Source organism: Phyllobacterium sp. 22552, assembly GCF_052044585.1.
GTDB lineage: Bacteria > Pseudomonadota > Alphaproteobacteria > Rhizobiales > Rhizobiaceae > Phyllobacterium > Phyllobacterium ifriqiyense.
On sequence record NZ_JBQENG010000010.1, the window covers coordinates 44288 to 63012 of the forward strand.

18 protein-coding genes are annotated in these 18725 nt (G+C 52.3%); 3 read left to right on the top strand and 15 right to left on the bottom strand.

What is annotated here, in order from left to right:
* Window positions 1-8 precede the first annotated feature (8 nt).
* The 3 genes from ACTJI9_RS20720 to ACTJI9_RS20730 form a co-directional block, all read right to left on the bottom strand.
* Complete coding sequence (locus ACTJI9_RS20720) at window positions 9-923, bottom strand: ABC transporter permease (RefSeq protein WP_440810633.1); 915 nt, start codon at window positions 921-923, stop codon at window positions 9-11.
* A gap of 1 nt (window position 924) precedes the next feature.
* Window positions 925-1707 (bottom strand): ABC transporter ATP-binding protein, encoded by a 783-nt coding sequence (locus ACTJI9_RS20725; protein WP_307278977.1) that lies wholly within the window; start codon window positions 1705-1707, stop codon window positions 925-927.
* Between the two features lie 95 nt (window positions 1708-1802).
* Window positions 1803-2777 carry an ABC transporter substrate-binding protein gene (locus ACTJI9_RS20730; RefSeq protein WP_440810635.1) on the bottom strand — a complete coding sequence of 325 codons (975 nt, stop codon included), beginning with the start codon at window positions 2775-2777 and terminating at the stop codon, window positions 1803-1805.
* Between the two features lie 113 nt (window positions 2778-2890).
* Between ACTJI9_RS20730 and ACTJI9_RS20735 the strand changes: the two genes are divergently transcribed.
* The 3 genes from ACTJI9_RS20735 to kynA are packed head-to-tail and all read left to right on the top strand — an operon-like array spanning window position 2891 to window position 5716.
* Complete coding sequence (locus ACTJI9_RS20735; RefSeq protein ID WP_336441252.1) at window positions 2891-3628, top strand: GntR family transcriptional regulator; 738 nt, start codon at window positions 2891-2893, stop codon at window positions 3626-3628.
* A gap of 16 nt (window positions 3629-3644) precedes the next feature.
* Window positions 3645-4880 carry a kynureninase gene (gene kynU, locus ACTJI9_RS20740; protein ID WP_440810637.1) on the top strand — a complete coding sequence of 412 codons (1236 nt, stop codon included), beginning with the start codon at window positions 3645-3647 and terminating at the stop codon, window positions 4878-4880.
* Window positions 4877-5716, top strand: a complete 840-nt coding sequence (kynA, locus tag ACTJI9_RS20745; protein WP_336441253.1) for a tryptophan 2,3-dioxygenase — start codon at window positions 4877-4879, stop codon at window positions 5714-5716. The genes kynU and kynA overlap by 4 nt, the downstream gene beginning before the upstream one ends.
* Here kynA and ACTJI9_RS20750 read toward each other — a convergent pair whose 3' ends face one another.
* The 12 genes from ACTJI9_RS20750 to rhaS form a co-directional block, all read right to left on the bottom strand.
* A complete protein-coding gene (locus tag ACTJI9_RS20750; protein WP_162802565.1) occupies window positions 5717-6076 on the bottom strand; it encodes a hypothetical protein in 360 nt (119 codons plus the stop codon).
* Between the two features lie 191 nt (window positions 6077-6267).
* A complete protein-coding gene (locus ACTJI9_RS20755) occupies window positions 6268-7584 on the bottom strand; it encodes an NAD(P)H-dependent oxidoreductase (RefSeq protein ID WP_307277829.1) in 1317 nt (438 codons plus the stop codon).
* A 146-nt stretch (window positions 7585-7730) separates the two neighbouring features.
* Window positions 7731-8708: a galactofuranose ABC transporter, permease protein YjfF gene (yjfF, locus tag ACTJI9_RS20760; protein ID WP_440810640.1), complete on the bottom strand. Its 978-nt coding sequence runs from the start codon at window positions 8706-8708 to the stop codon at window positions 7731-7733.
* Window positions 8705-9721: an ABC transporter permease subunit gene (locus tag ACTJI9_RS20765; protein WP_115054004.1), complete on the bottom strand. Its 1017-nt coding sequence runs from the start codon at window positions 9719-9721 to the stop codon at window positions 8705-8707. The genes yjfF and ACTJI9_RS20765 overlap by 4 nt, the downstream gene beginning before the upstream one ends.
* On the bottom strand, window positions 9718-11235 hold the full coding sequence (locus tag ACTJI9_RS20770; RefSeq protein ID WP_440810643.1) for a sugar ABC transporter ATP-binding protein: 1518 nt from the start codon (window positions 11233-11235) through the stop codon (window positions 9718-9720). The genes ACTJI9_RS20765 and ACTJI9_RS20770 overlap by 4 nt, the downstream gene beginning before the upstream one ends.
* Window positions 11236-11307: 72 nt before the next feature.
* Window positions 11308-12273, bottom strand: coding sequence for a galactofuranose ABC transporter, galactofuranose-binding protein YtfQ (ytfQ, locus tag ACTJI9_RS20775; RefSeq protein ID WP_115054006.1), 966 nt, complete (start codon window positions 12271-12273; stop codon window positions 11308-11310).
* Window positions 12274-12424: 151 nt separating this feature from the next.
* On the bottom strand, window positions 12425-13804 hold the full coding sequence (locus ACTJI9_RS20780) for an FGGY-family carbohydrate kinase (RefSeq protein WP_337352849.1): 1380 nt from the start codon (window positions 13802-13804) through the stop codon (window positions 12425-12427).
* On the bottom strand, window positions 13801-14124 hold the full coding sequence (gene rhaM / locus ACTJI9_RS20785; RefSeq protein WP_336441257.1) for an L-rhamnose mutarotase: 324 nt from the start codon (window positions 14122-14124) through the stop codon (window positions 13801-13803). The genes ACTJI9_RS20780 and rhaM overlap by 4 nt, the downstream gene beginning before the upstream one ends.
* Window positions 14121-15122, bottom strand: a complete 1002-nt coding sequence (locus ACTJI9_RS20790; RefSeq protein ID WP_307277813.1) for an ABC transporter permease — start codon at window positions 15120-15122, stop codon at window positions 14121-14123. The genes rhaM and ACTJI9_RS20790 overlap by 4 nt, the downstream gene beginning before the upstream one ends.
* Window positions 15119-16120 (bottom strand): ABC transporter permease, encoded by a 1002-nt coding sequence (locus tag ACTJI9_RS20795; RefSeq protein ID WP_440810645.1) that lies wholly within the window; start codon window positions 16118-16120, stop codon window positions 15119-15121. The genes ACTJI9_RS20790 and ACTJI9_RS20795 overlap by 4 nt, the downstream gene beginning before the upstream one ends.
* On the bottom strand, window positions 16120-17646 hold the full coding sequence (locus ACTJI9_RS20800) for a sugar ABC transporter ATP-binding protein (protein ID WP_307277810.1): 1527 nt from the start codon (window positions 17644-17646) through the stop codon (window positions 16120-16122). Before ACTJI9_RS20800 ends, ACTJI9_RS20795 begins: the two co-directional genes overlap by 1 nt.
* A gap of 62 nt (window positions 17647-17708) precedes the next feature.
* Entirely contained in the window at window positions 17709-18707 is a 999-nt protein-coding gene (gene rhaS / locus ACTJI9_RS20805) for a rhamnose ABC transporter substrate-binding protein (RefSeq protein WP_115054011.1), read from the bottom strand.
* Between the last annotated feature and the right edge of the window lie 18 nt (window positions 18708-18725).

The following is an 18725-nucleotide window of genomic DNA, read 5'->3' on the forward strand; positions in this document are numbered from 1 at the left end:
GATTGTGATTATTCCCTTATTTTCTCACGCATCTGGTTTCCTCCGCCGGACTTGCGCAGATTCGGCAGAGCCAGCATCAGGAGCACAAAGGCACCAGTGGCAAATTTAAGGTCTGCTGGAGCAAGTCCCAGCGTCAAGCAGAATGAGATCAACTGGTAATAGACCAACGACCCGACAATGGGGGCAAGGATTTGCCGCAAGATCGTCTGACGACCGGTAATCGCTTCACCGATAATAAGAGCAGCAAGTCCATTGATAAGAATGCCAAAACCCATATTGACGTCGGCAAACCCTTGAGTTTGAACCATGATGCTTCCACCTGTGGCAGAAAGCGCACTGGCGACACCAACCCCAATGATCGTCGCAGTGCTGACATTGATGCCTTGCGCTTCAGCCATATCCGGGCTCGCCCCGACCGCACGCATTGATGTGCCTTTCTCCGACATGAAGAAGTACAACATCGCGGCAACAACAAGCGCGACCAGTACCCCTACGATCGCAATTTTCACCCATGCGAAATTGGCAGCCGGTCCGGCCAATAAAGTAAAGGTCGTGTCATAGGTAAAAAGCGGAATATTTGTGCGGCCCATAATACGCAAATTGATGCTGTAGAGCATCGTCATCACCAATATACCGGCAAGGAGCGTGTTGATCTTGAACCGGAGGTGGATAAACGCCGTTGTGCAACCCGCCGCAAATCCGCAAAGCAGAGCAATAAAAACGGCGAGAAAAGGATTTACCCCGGCCGCTATCAGGGTTCCGCAAACACAGCCGCCGAGCGGAAACGCACCTTCAGATGTCAGATCCGGGAAATTCAGGATGCGGAATGGCAACATAACGCCAAGAACAACAAAGGAAACAATGAGGCTTTGCGCAATTGTGACCGGGATGAGCCCGTAGAAACTGTTAAAAACATCCAGCATCTTAGGCCCCCTGCAACGCGATCGCGTCAGATTTTGTATGGAACCGGTCAATAAGGTCCATCACTGTGATGCCGCGCTTCTCTTCGGGCCCAATATCTACAAGAACCTTGCCAGCATCCATCATGATAATCCGGTTACCGTAATTGATGGCATGTTCCATATTATGCGTGACCATCATTGTCGTGAGCTTGAGCTCATCGACGGCGCGCACTGTCGTGTCCATGACAAGTTTGGCAGTGCGGGGATCAAGGGCAGCAGTGTGTTCATCCAGGAGCAGCAGTTTTGGATGTGTTGAAACGGCCATGACCAGCGAAAGTGACTGACGCTGCCCACCGGATAGCAGCCCGACTTGCATATCGAGGCGGTTTTCCAATCCAAGATTGAGTTCAGCCAATTGCTCGCTATATCGAGCGCGGCGGGATGTTGTCAGCCCATAGGCAAAGCTGCGCTGTTTTCCCCGCAGTTCGGCAAGCAGCATGTTTTCGCCGATTGTCATGGTCGGAGCAGTGCCTATCATCGGATCTTGAAAGACTCTGGCAATGAACTGGGCACGGCGATGGGCGCTTAGCTTTGTGACGTCTTGACCGTCAATGAATATTTTGCCGGAATCCAGCGGCAGTTTACCGGAAACAGCGTTGAGAAAGCTAGACTTTCCAGCACCATTACTACCAATCACGATGCAAAAATCACCGGATTTAAGTGTTACATCCAATCCATCGAGAGCACGTCGTTCATCCTGCGTGCCGCGATAGAAGATTTTGGTGCCGCCCTTGACGGAGAGCATGTCGGTCATGTGAGCCCCTTAAGCTGAGCCGCTATAATATGATAGTTCCCGCGCTACAGGCGGGAACTATATGCTTATGGCTTGTAAGAGAAGGCTTATTTGACGAAACAACCGCAATCTTTGAGGCTATCCGGCACTTTTTGTCCGGTTTTTGCCAGAACGGCTTCATTTATGGCTGCAGCATGGTCTTCATAAGCCGGTTTGATGGGCGCCAGGCTTTCCGTCGATTTTCCGGCCAGAATTTCAGAGGCAAGTTTTGCCGCGTTCTGACCAACTTTGGTGTAGGAAACTTCGAAAGCCGCTGCCACAAGCCCATCGCGTACCGCTTGCGCAGAGGCATTGACAACGGGAATGTTGATGCTCAAGGCCGCCGCCGCAACAGCCGGAACGGCTGGTTGTACAAGATTGGAGCCCGGCACGTAAATCACGTCGGCTTTTCCTGCCAGTGAACCGACACGAATTGGAATGTCGTTCGTGTTGTCGAGGCCGACTTCAACGAGTTCCAGACCCTGCGCCTTGGTGACTTCCTGCATCAATTTGAGTACAGCAACGTCATTGTCTTCGCCGGGATTGTAAAGATATGCGATGCGCTTTGCATCTGGCAGCAGCTTCTTGATGAAGGTAATTACGGAGGCAACATCCTGCAGATCGGAGGCTCCGGTCATCGCCTTATCGCCAGCCTCCCAGGATGGTGTCAGCTTGGCTGCAACCGGATCCGTAACGGCAGCAAAAACAACTGGCGTATTGGTATTTCCGACGATCTGCCGCGCGCCTTGTGCAACGGGTGTCGTGACAGCCAAAATAAGCTTCGGACTGTTGGAGGCCAGCTTGGTTACCATTTGCGGGATCAGCGTGGCATCAAAGTTAACCTGGAGCTCATCATAGACGGCATCAGTAACACCGAGCTTGGTCATCTCCGCCTTGAAAGCAGTAACCGTCTCATCCAACTGGGGATGTTTGCCAAACTGCGCAATGCCAATGCGGGTTTCTGCGGCCGCGGCACTCAAACCCAAAGCAAGTCCGAGCGCCGTACCTATTGTTAGACGGGCCAATTTGTGTGCCAAAACCATCCGATTCTCCCTTTTTATATGTTCCGCTCTGTAAAGCTTGAAAATAGTATAACAAACGTGAAATGATATACAATATGGAATTAAGCACCAACGTGACGTGACAAAGGGACCAAATGGCCGATAGCGTCAAATCTGATGGCCTCTATACCGTGCTTCGATCCCGCATCCTCAATGGAGAGTTGCGGCCTGGACAATCATTGCGGTTGCGAACGATGGCGCACGAGCTTGGCACCAGCGCTACTCCCATACGTGAAGCACTCAATCGCCTTCATGCTGAAAACTTCGTCACGACCGAAGCCAACAAAGGTTTTCGTGTAGCCACTATGACGCTCGAAGAACTGGAAGATCTTGAGACCGCCCGGTCCGTGATTGAAACTGAATTGCTTGCGCGTTCCATCGACGAAGGTGACCGCAACTGGGAGGCTAATTTGGTCAGCGCGCATTACCGCCTTGCCACTTGCATCACACCCAATTCTTTTTCACAATCAGAGGCAATAGATGCATGGGATATCGCTCATGCCGAATTCCATCTGGCGCTGATAGCGGGAACATCCTCAAAATGGCTGATGAGCTTTGCCCAGCAGACCACGGCGCAGCTGCAGCGATATAGGCGACATATAATCCTGCGCATAGATCACCTGAACCGTGCTGCGGAAGGAGCAGCCGGGAATGCTGTCTTATCCCGTGAAGCGCTTGGCATCGAAGCGCATACAGCCCTGCTCGAAGCAGCACTCGCACGAGACAAATTGAAGGCCGAGGCCTTGCTGATTGATCACGTCCGCCTCGCCAAAGAGGCATTTTTGAAACTGGCCCGCGCTGGTGGCATACCTTCTGTCGACACAGCGGCCTGATGGAACAATGAAACCCATGACGAGCACCAAAGCCATTTTAGCCGACCAATCTGATCCACTAAGGTCCTTTCGCGACAGATTCGAGCTGCCCGATAATGTAATTTACCTTGATGGTAATTCATTGGGCGCGCTGCCGAAAACCGTGAGGCAGCGGGTTGCAAAAACCATAAGTGAAGAATGGGGCGAACAACTCATTCGAAGCTGGAACACTGCCGACTGGGTCCATCTGCCTCAACGCGTGGGAAATAAAATTGCCGGCTTGATCGGCGCGCCTGCAGGAACCGTCGTTGCCGCCGACAGCACATCGATCAACCTTTTCAAGGTGCTGTCAGCCGCTCTCGGGCTCAATGCCGGACGCAGCAAGATTGTTTCGGAAAGAGAAAACTTTCCAACAGATCTTTACGTAGCAGAAGGCGTGGCAAAGCAGATAGGAAAAGGCCACAGGCTTGTGCTGGTTGACAAACCGGCCGACATTGCTGACGCGCTTGACGATGATGTAGCCGTTCTCATGCTTACCCATGTCAATTATCGTACCGGCTACCGTCACGATATGGCGGCAATAACGCAGGCCGCCCACGACAAAGGTGTCCTTGTTGTGTGGGATCTGGCTCACTCAGCGGGCGCAATGCCCGTGGATCTAACCAGCGCAAATGCCGATTTCGCTATAGGTTGCGGCTATAAATATTTGAATGGGGGTCCCGGCGCTCCGGCTTTTCTATATGTCAATCCGGCTCATCAGGGAGAATTCAACCAGCCACTATCGGGTTGGTTTGGCCATCGTGCGCCTTTTAACTTCGAAACTGTCTATGCTCCGTCCAGAAACATCGAACAATATCTCTGCGGTACCCCGCAAGTTCTGGGCATGATCGCTCTGGATGAAGCTTTGTCAGTTTGGAATGATGTCGACATGGAAGCTTTGCGGATGAAGTCGACGGCGCTGTGCGACAGCTTCATCGAAGGCGTTGAAGACTTTGCAGCGGAATATCACCTAAAGCTGGTCACGCCGAGAGACGCCGATAAGCGGGGGAGCCAGGTTTCTTATTCATGCGAAAATGGCTACGCCATCATGCAGGCGCTGATCGCCCGGGGTGTGATTGGCGATTTCCGGGCACCCGACATTATCCGCTTTGGATTTACGCCTCTTTATCTGAGTTTTGCTGATGTCGAAAACGCCGTTTCTATACTCAAGGAAGTCCTGGTAACACGCAGCTGGGATGCACACGAATATCGTGTACTCGGGGCGGTCACATGACGCGCACACCTTACGATCCCTCCGGCGAGGGCGCACAGATGTCCTTCGACGGACGGATGTCTTACGGCGATTATCTGCGGCTGGATACAATTTTGACTGCGCAAGCCCCGCTTTCCGATGCGCATGACGAAATGCTTTTCATCGTGCAACATCAAGCTTCCGAAATCTGGATGCGGCTGGTCATTCACGAATTGACATCCGTGTGCGATCACATTGCCAAAGATGATCTTGCACCCTCGTTCAAAATGCTTGCTCGGGTTTCGCGCATTCTTGACCAGTTGAATTCCGCATGGGACGTGCTGAGAACCATGACGCCCAGCGAGTATACGACATTTCGCAAGGCGCTTGGCATGTCTTCCGGCTTTCAGTCATTTCAGTATCGTGCAATTGAATTTTTGGCGGGCAATAAGAACGCGGCGATGATGCGCCCGCATGCACATAAAGCCGATATTCACGCATGGCTTGAAAGGATTTTGCAGGCACCAAGCATTTATGACCAGTCGATCCGTCTTTTAGCCCGGCAAGGGTTTCCCATTGATCAGTCTATTTTGACACGCGATTGTTCGCAGGCCTATGAGGCCAATGAAAGCGTCCGTGCCGCCTGGCTGGTTATTTATAGCGATCCGGAAGCACATTGGTCGCTTTATGAGCTTGCCGAAAAACTGGTGGATTTTGAGGATTATTTCAGGCGCTGGCGGTTTAACCACGTCACGACTGTCGAGCGCATTATCGGCTTTAAAACCGGGACAGGCGGGACTTCAGGTGTCAACTACTTGAGAAAAATGCTCGACGTCGTTTTGTTCCCGGAGCTTTGGGCTGTTCGGACCGATCTATGATCACGCGGCATATTTATCTATGGCAACACAGTCCATCGCCGATTTGGCGTGAATATGATTGCTATGGGTAAAGCCATGTTTTGCAATCGCTGCAAGATCGTCATCCGGTTTAATCGGGCGGGACCACCAATTGTCGTTAAGCGTCCACCCATGGGCTGTTGCGCTTTCGACTTCGGAGCTATCGGGACGAAGTGTGCAGGATTCGTGGATGATTCTAGCCTGGGGTGAACGTTTACTCATGAGCTGCCGTCCTTGCGCCAGCGCACTTGCTTCATCGTCTGCAATCACCAGCTGGTGAAACAGATGGCGCGACTGCTTATACTTCGTCAGATAGGCAAACTTTATTTGATAAGCTGGCACGGAGCACTCCTGCATCAAAGACTCAGTCGTTAACCAATTATTAATATTGGTACTTGACAGGCTTTTTGCAAGGCTAGAACCAGCTTTATACACACGGAACGCAAGTTAGGCAGAAGCGTGAGCTCTGTCTAACTTGCTGTTAAATATTCACAATTTTCGTTCGTTACGACAACGAAATATAGTTTGATCAATCAACCGTAGACCAACTTGTCTTGCCGTGCGCGAAGCTCGACAATTTTGGATCCCGGAGCTGTGGCGGCGTTGGCATGGGTGATGAGCTCGCCTTTTTTTATCGGGGCCGTAACCAAGCCGCCTTGCAAAAGTCCGCAAGGAATTGCACCAGCTGACCGCGCTTCAGGCGCAGTCATGATCCAAGCCCGATAGCAATATTCCCCGATAGCATCGAGCTTGTCGCCCGGTTTCATATCTTTTTTGGCAACAGCGCACACTTCTGCAACCGGCGTGGCCAAAGGAACCATATCCGCCTTACCGTACAGAACGACGCGCGCGCATGTTAGCGGCACTTCAAGAGAGGTGAGATGATAGGGACGATGAAATGTGAAATAGGGACCTTTGCCCATTTTCAGATCTTCCATCCGCTCTGATATGCGAGGATGCGACATATCGGCAATAACGAACACGCCGGGAGCCACTCCCTTGCCAATGGAATAGTCAACGACGCCAACTCTCGACAGTACACCACCATCTTTTTCCGGTACCAGTACCTTGGAAAGCTGATCAAGAGTTGCGGCAGGACCGTGCATGCCTGGCTTGTCCGGGACAAGCCCTGTGGCATTTGCAATTGCCGCCATTTCCACCATGGTCTTGGAACCGTCCACAAACTCGACGAGCATGCGGACATTCATGTGCCGGCGCGCTGCTTCTTCCTCGTAATCGTCAGGAATGGCATCAATATTGAGAGGATTGTTCTTGCCCTTGCCCGCAGCAACGATCGGGTGGCCCATGGCAGAGACAAACTCGATCAACTCCATGCAAGAGGAAGGTTCATCACCCGCACCAAGGGAATAGGTGACGCCGAGCCGATCAGCCTCGCTTTTGAGATAGGCACCAATAGTGACGTCAGCTTCAACATTCATCATGACCAGATGTTTGCCGTGCTCCATGGCCCGCAGACCGATCTCGGCTCCAACCGCCGGCACGCCTGTCGCATCGATGACGACATCTATCAGTCCGTTTTCCAGAATGAGATTCGCATCATTGGTGACAGCAATCTTACCGGCTTCCATGGCTTGTGTAAGAGCGGAAGCATTCGATACTTCACGCGAATGCCCCTCCTCGCGATAGGCGATATCCACCGCCTTAAGCGCATTGGGCGTATTGAGCTCTGAAATAGCGCCGATTTCGATACCCGGCATGTGCGCTACGCGTGTAACGATGTCGGTTCCCATCTCCCCGGAGCCGATCAGGCCAATGCGGATTGGGCGTCCCGTATCAGCGCGCGCCTGCATATCCCGCGCCAAGCCTGTCAATGCAACATTTGTATTCATAATTCCTCCAATGTTCTATAACTGGAATAGGACGAGAACGCGTGATTGGCAACTGACTATGCCGCTTTGTAGCGAAAATCCAGGATTTGTTATGACCTTGGCCTGCGAAACGCTGGCGCTAAAGGGTCGAAAAACCTATTCGGCAGTTATGGATTGGTAAGGGTCGCCGTTCTTTTCGATGACAGCAACACCAGCAGACGTTGCAAGGCAATGAATGAGAAGAGAAGTATTCCCACAACGATCTTTGTCCACCAGCTCGACAAAGTTCCATCGAAAACGATGTATGTCTGGATAATGCCCTGAATAATTACGCCGATGAAAGTGCCCGCAACATAGCCAACGCCACCGGTCAGCAGGGTTCCGCCAATAACAACGGCCGCAATTGTATCAAGTTCGACGCCAACTGCTGCAAGAGAATATCCGGCCGAAGTATAAAGAGAGAAGACGATACCCGCGAGCCCTGACAGAAAGCCCGACATCGCATAGATGCCGATAGTTGTTTTGGCAACGGGCACTCCCATAAGCTCGGCAGAAGTACGATTTCCTCCGACGGCATAAATATATGAGCCAAATTTGCTGAAATGGGCCATTACAATGCCAACTGCAAAGATCAGCAGCATCAGGCAGCCAATGAAAGTCAGTCTTCCGCCACCCGGCAGCAGATAATATAATCCCTGCAGATATGTATAGAATTGATGATTGACCGGTATTGAATCCGTCGTCATGACAAAGCACATGCCTCGCGCCAGAAACATTCCTGCCAGCGTAACAATGAAGGCGGGGACTTCCAGATAATGTATGACAGTACCCATGCTTGCCCCGAAAGCAGTGGTAATGACGAGCGCAATGGCGAAAGCGATGAGGGGATGAATTCCGTAATGCGTGATCAGCACCGCAAGCAATACGCCGGTGAAGGCAATCACCGATCCGACCGATAGGTCGATGCCACCTGAGAGAATGACAAAGGTCATACCCACGGCAGCAATTCCAAGAAACGCGTTGTCAGTCAGCAAATTTCCAGCGACCCGCGTTGAAAACATCATGGGGAACTGAAAGACGCAGACAGCATAAGCAATGATACAGATCAGCAATGTTGCATAAAGAGGTAAAAGGCGTGTGTTCACTGGCTCTTCCGCCCTTTGGTACCGAATTCTGCCTTAACGAATGCCCAGCCGCCAGCCGATGAAAATGACTGCGCAAGCAAGATCACGATTATGACCAGCGCTTTCAAAATGAGATTATATTCTGGCGGAAAACCGGACAGCAGTATTCCTGTGTTCATTGCCTGAATGATGACCGCTCCCAGCGCCGACATGAGAATGGAGAACCGACCCCCGAAGAGCGACGTGCCACCCACAACGACGGCAAGGATAGCGTCCAGTTCCAGCCAAAGACCAGCATTGTTGGCGTCAGCTCCACGTATATCGGCTGCAATAATGATCCCCGCCAATGCCGCACAGAACCCGCAGAAAGCGTAAATTACAAGCAACAGCAGCTTGCTGTTCAGGCCTGCATAATTGCTGGCGCTGCGATTGATACCAATGGATTCGATCAGCAGCCCAAGTGCTGTGCGCCGGACAACCGCAATCGCCACGATGAGAAGCAGCAACGCAATCAGGATAGGCATCGGAACTCCGGCAAATGATCCGGTTCCGAAAAATATCAGGCCAGGTTCATTGAAGGTGACGATGGAACCTTCCGTAATCAGCTGCGCGATACCCCGCCCGGCAACCATCAAAATCAACGTTGCCACGATGGGTTGCAGGTCGAAATAGGCGACAAGAATACCGTTCCACAATCCGCACAACAAACCTACCCCAAGCGTGGCAAGAATGACGATCGGCAGGGGATATCCGGCAACGGTCATCGTTGCCGCTATCGCACCGGACACCGCCATCACTGCACCAACGGAAAGGTCAACACCACGACTCGCGATGACAGCAGTCATGCCAACTGCAAGGATAATCACCGGCGCTCCCCGGTTTAGCACGTCGATCAGGCTACCGAACAACCGCCCGTCTTGAAGGCGTATGTCGAAAAATCCGGGGAAAGCCAGATAGTTGAGAAATAATATCAGCACGAGCGTAAGCAGCTGCGGCATGGCCTTCGTCAGTGCTGTGACACGCGGACCGCTCATGCCGAAGCCCTTTCGGGTTCAGCAGCAATCATCTGCATGATATTAGCTGGAACAATATCATCACCGGAAATTTCACCGCGATGGGCACGGTCACGCAAAACGACAACGCGGCTGCTATAGGCAACGATCTCATCGATTTCCGATGAGATAACAAGCAAGGCCATGCCGTCATCACACAATTGATGAATCAAGGCAATAATCTCCGCATGAGCACCCACATCAATGCCGCGGGTTGGTTCGTCCAAAATGAGAAGCCGTGGATTGGTGGCAAGCCAGCGTGCAAGAATGACTTTCTGCTGATTACCGCCAGAGAGAAATTTCACCGGCTTTTCGATGTCGGTCGTTCGAATATCGAAAGCCTTGACGAATTTATCAGCTAGTACAGTCTGCTCCTGAGTTGAGAGCCGATTGAACCAGCCCCTATGCGCTTGCAGCGCAAGACAGATATTCTCCCGCACGGAAAGATCACCGATTATACCGTCGGACTTGCGATCTTCCGGACATAAGCCAAAGCCACAGGCCACTGCGTCCTGTGGAGTCCGGATAAGCACCGGATCGCCATCAATGTGAATCTGCCCTGTGTCTGCGGCATCAATACCAAACAGAACTTTAGCGGTTTCCGTGCGTCCAGAACCCAATAGTCCCGCCATGCCAACAACTTCGCCCTCGCCAATATCCAGATCAAATGGAGCGATGCTGCGACTGCGTCCGAGCCCTTTGAAAGAAAATTGTCTGATTTCGGGAGCGGGCCGGTCACGGCGCGTATTATGTGTGGCAACAGCCAATGTTCGCCCGAGCATAAGCGAAACAAGCTCAATTTTTGGAAGCTCTGTTGTTAATGCGCTTCCGGCCAGTTTGCCATTACGCAGGACCGTCACCCGGTCGCAGATTTCATAAACCTGATCGAGAAAATGGGTAATGAAGACAATCCCCAGGCCACGGCTTCGCAACTTACGAAGAATTGCGAACAGGATTTCGGTCTCATGGCGGTCGAGACTGGCTGTCGGCTCGTCAAGAATGAGAACCCGTCCTGACATATCGACAGCGCGGGCAATTGCCACAAGCTGCTGGACAGCGACGGAATAGCGGGACAAATCCGATGAGACGTCCAGATGGAGATCGTACTGGGTCAGCAGCTCCCTGGCACTTTTTTCCATCAGCTTGCGGTTAACGAAGCCAAAACGCATTGGCTGGCGACCAATGAAAAGATTATCGGCTACAGACATATCCGGCAGCAGATTCACTTCCTGATAGACGGTGCCGATGCCCAGATTTTGCGCATGCTGCGTGTCGCGCACGCTCACAGGCTGCCCGTCTATCTTTATCACGCCGGAATCGGGCTGATGCACGCCTGTCAGTACTTTGATAAGCGTCGACTTTCCTGCACCATTCTCGCCGAGAAGTGCATGGATTTCTCCGGGGCGAACAGCAAAATCGACGCTGTCGAGAGCTTTAAATCCGATGAATGATTTGCAGATGCCTTCTACGGCCAGAAGACTGGGATGTTCCGTCATTGCGCCTCTCGCGAGCGTATTTGTCAATCAGTAGCCAGCCGCCCGATAGGGCAGCTGGCAATGACGGGTTGATCAGTATCCCAGACCCTTTTTCTCCTCGTAAACCTTCTTTGGATCATCCGCCTGCGTATAAAGCTTCGATTCCGTCTGGATCCACTTTGGCGGGGCCTTTCCGTCATCCTTGAACGCCTTGAGCGCATCAAAAGCCGGGCCGGCCATATTTGGGGTCAGTTCAACCGTTGCGTTGGCTTCGCCCTCAGACATGGCCTTGAAAATATCCGGAACCGCGTCAATCGACACGACGAGAATATCCTTGCCTGGCTTCAAGCCTGCTTCTTTGATTGCCTGAATTGCACCGACAGCCATGTCATCATTGTGGGCGTACAGTGCGCAAATGTCTTTGCCGCCATTTTCGGCTTTCAGAAAGCCTTCCATGACTTCCTTGCCCTTGGACCGGGTAAAGTCGCCTGTCTGGCTCCGGGTAATCTTGATGTTGGATGCAGATGCGATACCTTCTTCAAAGCCCTTCTTGCGGTTGATTGCCGGGCTCGAGCCCACAGTTCCCTGCAATTCGACGACTTTACAATCCTTGCCAGCCACTGTTTTCACCAGCCATTCGCCCGCAACCTTGCCTTCGTGCACTGTATCTGACGTCACAGCTGTCAAATACAGATCATCACTGGCTGTTTCGATTGTGCGGTCCAAAAGTATAACCGGAATTTTGGCTTCCTTGGCTTCTGTGAGAACAGTATCCCAGCCCGTCGCAACGACCGGCGCAATGAAGATTGCATCGACGCCTTGAGCGACGAATCCACGAATCGCCTTGATTTGATTTTCCTGCTTCTGCTGGGCGTCGGCGATCTTCAGGTTAATACCGCGCTTTTCCGCCTCGATTTTAGATACGGACGTTTCAGCGGCGCGCCAGCCGGATTCAGAGCCAATCTGCGAAAAGCCAACTGTCAAATCTGCCGCATTGGCATACCCGGCAAAGGCAATCGCCACCGTAGTGGCAAGCAGAATTCTCTTCGTAAAAGCCATAACTTCTCCTCCCTAAATGGTCAAACTGTTAAGATCCTCCCAGACCTCAATGTGTTACTATAATATAGTAATATAAATAGCAAGAAGTCGAATTGATGGGAGTGCCGGAGCCCGTTTTTCAACAGTCAGCGGTCCAGATTATCCGGTATTCCTACAAAAGGAGCCGGGCATCGACGGTACTGTCTCGCCAATGTCTGGCGTAGAAATCAAAATCAGTACCGAGCGACAGGATTGTTTCATCAACAGATTCGACGGGCAGCTTTGCACCCGCCAGCAACGCAGCACCAAGACTCGTGCCCGTTGAACCCGGAGCGGCAATCACTTCGCGGGATGTGAGGGATCGCAAGGCGGAAAGGTATATTTGGTTGCGGGAGAATGGACCCTCGACAATTGTCGGGCCTATCGCGCCGATCAATTGAAGGCTCGTCTGCGTCATCAGCGCTGCATAGAGAGAAGCTGCTGCATTTCTGTCTGAGGCACCGTCCGGCTCACCATTCACCCAAACAGCCTTATGATTGGGGAAGGGTCCCGATCCTTGTATAATACTTGGAAGGATCATTGTCCGGTCGGCGATAATCCGGGCAAGCGTTTCAGCGTCAGGTTCGGCGATTTGACCTTGCGTCAGTTGATCGAATTCTCTTCCGCCCATAAAGCGGGCGGAAGGTACAGCTTTGCCGTAAACATCAACATTGGCCAGCGTGTCACGATCCGGGTCAAGTTGTTCAAGTGTTCCTCCCACCGCAAACAACACCACCCAGGTACCTGTAGAAATGACGGAAAAACCAGACTTGCGCCTCATCAGATGGGGTAGCAATGAAGCGTTGGAATCGTGAATGCCGCAATAAACCGGAATTGATTGTTTGCTCCCGATTTCGGCAGCCACTGCAGGCAGAATTCCGCCGATCCTCTCAAATGCCGAGGCTATAGGAGGAAGCAACGGCCGTAGCTCAAGCTTATCGACAAGACTGGAATAGCTGCATGTTTGCGGATTCCATAAATCGGTGTGACAGCCCAGAGATGTCACTTCGTTTCTGGCAATTCCGGTGAGACGCCACACCCAGTACTGAGCGTAGGTGACAATCGTCCTGACCGTGGCAAACTCGGCCGGAAATTGGGTTTTCTGATAATGGATTTGCGCTCCAACATTCAGGCCACCAGATTGCAAGGGGGAACCGGTTTCTGAAAAATCCGGGCGCAAAGCCGCATAGGCTGCGCAGACCTCATCGGGATAGCTATATTCATAATCAATAGCCGGCATGGCCAGACCTTGCCCATCAAGCAAGACGGCGGCTGCGCCATGCGCCGTTACGGAGATTGCGTCAAACCCGGGATCGGAAGAAAATTCCGACAACGCACCGAGACAAAACTCCCAAAGAGTCTCGACATCATAGTGTGGGTACAGGCCGGTCTTCAGAACACGATTGGGCGTACTTCTCGCGACGATTTCCAAGCCGGTACCAGCGTCAACCACGACAACCTTGGCATTCGTCTTGCCGATATCCAGAACTGCAATATGACGAATTGCGCTCATGGGAGATGAAACATGTTCGTGAGCGGAGTTTGGACAGGCGAATTATCCTCATTGGTTGCCATGATGTCAGCCATGTAAGCCCACCATTTTTTCATAACGGGATGCTCTGCCAGTTTTTGCATCCCATGATCTGCTGGCCGGGTTAAAACTCCAAAAAGCGTATGGGTAGCCGGATCAAGGTGGATCGAATAATCCCTGACACCCGCATCGTGCAACAGAGCCACCAGTTCAGGCCATATTTCCGTATGGCGGCGCTTATATTCTGCTTCCATGCCCGGATTCAGCGTCATGGTGAATGCATATTTCTCAGTGAGATTCATGCTGTTTTGCCATATCTCAATCGACGGATGATGATCGGCAACGTGATTGTTGCGATTAACAAAAGTCCGATGAAGATCGACATAACAATACCCGGCACATTCAGCAGACCGAGACCAAATGTTACCAATCCCATCACAAACGCAGCGATAACGACACCGCCAATGCGGCCCGAACCACCGAGGATCGAAATTCCGCCAAGAACAACCATGGTCACGACCTCCAGTTCCCACCCTTGTGCAATCGAAGGACGGGTGGAACCTAGGCGGGACGTCAGGCAGACAGCTGCGATACCGGACATCAGGCCAGTGAGCAGAAACAACAGAAACTTGACGCGTTCGACACGAATGCCGGAAAAACGTGCGGCAAATTCATTGTTCCCAATGGCATAGATGCGGCGGCCAAAATTTGTGGCATGCAGCAAAATCGCGAAAAGGCAGGCAAAAACTGCAAACAAGACGAATTCGAATGAGACGACCCAAAAGACATAGCCCTGGCCGAAATACGCAAAGGATGGGGGATAGCCGCCATAAGCCTTGTCGCCCAGCACAATATAGGCGATGCCTCGAAACAGGCTCATGGTGCCGATAGTGACGACGATTGAAGGCAGGCGCAGACCGGCAACGAGTACGCCATTGATTACGCCGCATCCGAGACCAACACCAATGCCGATCAAAACGATACCCGGTGTACCCACCCCCATTTGAGCCGCTGTTCCCATGGCAGTTGAAGCAAGCGCAATAATCGCAGCCACGGATAGGTCTATTTCGCCGGCTATAATCAAAAGCGCCATAGCAAAGGCTATCAATGCCTTTTCAGTGAAATTGAATGTGGCGTCCGACAAGTTCCAAGCATTGAGGAAGTAAGGTGAGGCAAGGCTATTGGCAATGAAGATCAGCACTGCCACACATAAAAGCAGCGCTTCCCAGCTTGCAAAAAGACGCGAGGCAGATGTACCCAACCGATCAGGAATATGCCGTTTTTCCGTGACTGCGCTCATGCTGCTACCTCGATTTGTTCCGATGCACCGCGATCTCGGAGGATGATCCGCCCGCGTCGACGCTCTTGTCGCGCATTGAAGATAACTGCAGCAATGATTACCCCGCCTGAAATTGCCATTTGCGAGAAAGGCGAAATGTTGATGACTGGCAGCGCATTCTTGATAACACCAAGAAACAGCGCACCAAGAACAGCGCCTGCGACGGAACCTATGCCGCCGAGGGTTGAAATTCCGCCAATGACGCAGGCCGCAACACTGTCGAGCTCGAAGCCTGCAGCGATGTCGACATACGCGACCGCGTAGCGCGAAACCCAAAGATAGCCGCATAGACCCGCGAGCGTGCCGGAAATTACGAAAGCAAAGAAGCGGGTGCGCCCAACGTCGATGCCTGCGTAAACTGCGGCAGTCGGATTCCCGCCCGACGCGTAGATTGCGCGGCCAAGGAATGTGCGTGACATGACGAGATACATTACAGCCACAATGATAATGGCTATCCAACCAAGAACCGGCAGGCCAAGAAACAATTGGCGCGGCGTCTGAAGGAATGGTTCGCTCATCTGATGGGCGTTAACCCACGCGCCGCCGGAAAGCACAAAAGCCATCCCCCGATAGATGGTCAAAGTGCCGAGAGTAACAACAATCGAAGGGATATTGAGCTTCCACACAAAAAGCCCGTTGAGGGCACCGAGTATCGCGCCGATTGAGAGTGCCACAAGAACAATCAGGGGCAGGGGCAGATCCGGATAGGATGCATTTAACATGCCCACAGCCATGCCGGTAAAGGCAACATTGGCGGCCACGGACAGGTCAATCGACTTGGTAAGGATTACTGTCATCTGCCCCAAGGCCAGGATGATAAGGATCGACGTGTCGTTGAATATGTTGGATAAGTTACCGGGTCTGGCAAAACCCGGCGCGCGCGTTGAAAAGACCGCAAGCAGAATGGCAATAATAATTACCAGCAATATTTCGCGGTATCTGAAGATTTGTTTGATCATTACACACTCGCATTGCCGGTTGCCGCACGAACCAGTGTTTCGGGGCTCAAACTGTCACGCTCAAAGATACCTGCTGAAAGACCTTCACGCATAACGAGCACCCTGTCTGACATGCCCATTATTTCCGGCAGTTCCGAGGAAACCATGATGATGCTGAGGCCTTCGCCAGCAAGCTCACTGATAAAGGCGTGAACTGCAGCTTTTGATCCGATATCAATGCCTTTCGTCGGCTCATCAAGAATCAGGATTTTGGGTTGCGTTGCCAGCCATTTGCCAATGACGACCTTCTGCTGATTGCCGCCCGACAATGTTCCCACCGGCACGGAAAGCGCTGCAGCACGCAGATCGAAACGCTCTGCATATTTGCGCGCAAGAGCAAATTCTGCTGCCGCATTCAGGAAGCCGGAACGCGATGTGCGTGCCAGCGAGGGGAGGGAGACATTTTGATAGATTGGCAATTGCAGCACCGCCCCATGCCGCCCCCGCTCTTCCGGGACATATACAATTCCGGCATTGATCGCTTCGCCGGGGCTACGAACGGTAATTTCCTTCCCGTCCAGTTTCAGCTTGCCGCTGGAGGGCTGGGTAATACCGAAAAATGACTGGCAGATTTCCGAACGCCCTGCACCGACAAGACCATAGATGCCAAATATCTCACCTTTTCTCAGCTCGAACGATATGTCGCGAAATTCTGTGGGATGCGTATAGTTCTCAACGGCGAATACGGTTGTTCCCAAGGCAATATCTACCTTGGGAAACGCATGTTCGACGGATCGTCCCACCATCAGTTTTACGATTTCATTTTGCTCGACACCGGCAAGCTCTCCGCTGCCCACGGCCTTGCCATCACGAAACACCGCATAGTGATCAGCGATCTCATACACTTCATCAAATTTATGGCTGATGAAAAGAATGGCTTTGCCTTGCGCCTTCAGCCTTTTGACAATCTGGAAAAGATCATCCACCTCCTTGCGCGACAATGCGGCTGTGGGCTCATCCATGATGACAATACGCGCATCGACCGACAAGGCTCGGGCAATGGCAACGAGATGACGCTGTGCAATGGACAAATCCTTGAGTCGTATGCGCGGATCAATGTTGCTTTCCAGTGAATGCAGCAGGGCGAGCGCCCGCGCATTGACAGCCTTCCAGTTTACCAGCCCGAGCCGGGACTTCGGCGCATGGCCAATAAAGATATTCTCCGCAACGGACAGCTCATCGAAAAGGACCGTTTCTTGATGAATAGCTGTTACGCCGACGTCTATCGCATCTTGCGCATTGGCGAATGCGACCGGCGCACCGTCGACATGGATTTCTCCCTCGTCGCAGGAATAGATACCGGTGAGGATTTTTACGAGGGTGGACTTTCCGGCGCCATTTTCCCCAATCAATGCCGTCACCTTGCCGGCATAGAGGGCGATATTCACGTCGTTCAAAGCCTTTACGCCAGGAAACGATTTGGAAATGCCGCGCATCTCCAGGAGCGGCATATCAGGAATTGGCATTAGCGCTGCAGTCTGGTTCATTGATTTTACCGAACAGGAACGCCCGGCAGATTGCCTGCCGGGCTTGAGAATATTGATCGAGATCAGAATATTTTGGAAAACTGGTCTATATTCTTGGCGTCATAGACGAACGGGTCAGCCATGGCGGCTTCACCATTGTCACCGATCTTGATCTTGCCCATGCGGCCAGCTTCGATTTCACTGCCCGGTGCACCGTCGGTTTCCTCTTTCACAAGGCGATAGGCGATTTGAGTAGCGGAATAGCCAAGGTCGATCGGGTTCCAGATTGCAAACTCCTTGGTCGCGCCAGACTTGATCGCGCCGGCCATTTCGGACGGAAGACCAAGGCCCGTGACATAGACTTCACCGATCTTCTTGGCATCTGCGACGGCTTGAGACGCCGCAAGAACACCGACGGTCGTTGGCGCAACGATAACCTTTACATTGGGCTGCGAGGTCAAAAGGCCCTGTGCTTCACGGTAGCTTTTGTCGGCAAGATCATCACCATAGACCGTTGTTGCCAGATTGAGACCCGGGAAATTCGGAAGTTGCTTCTTCATTTCCTCAATCCAAGTGTTCTGATTGGTCGAGGTTGTCGTGGCGGACAAAATTGCGAAATCGCCTTTGCCATCCTTGAGGTGATCAGCAGCAAGCTGCAGGCACATCTTGCCGATCAACTCGTTCGACGATGGGTTGAGGTGAACGATACGTCCATCCTTGCCCACTGCCGAATCCCACGAGATGACCTTGATGCCACGCGCCATTGCTTTTTTGAGGGCTGGAACAACCGCATCAGGATCATTGGCCGAGATGGCGATCGCGTTGACGTTCTGGGCGATCAACGAATTGATGACCTCTATCTGCCCTTCCGCCGTCGTCGATGTTGGCCCCGTATAGATGACTTCGACACCGCCCAGTTCCTTGGCCGCTTCCTGCGCACCCTTGTTGGCAGCTTCAAAGAAGCCGTTGCCGAGAGATTTCGCTACAAGACCGATCTTAATCGTATCGGCCGCCTGAGCATGGGATGCGAACATTGCAACGGCCAGAGCCGAGCCCAACGCGATTTTCTTTAGTAATTTCATTTTCTGTCCTCCCAGAGA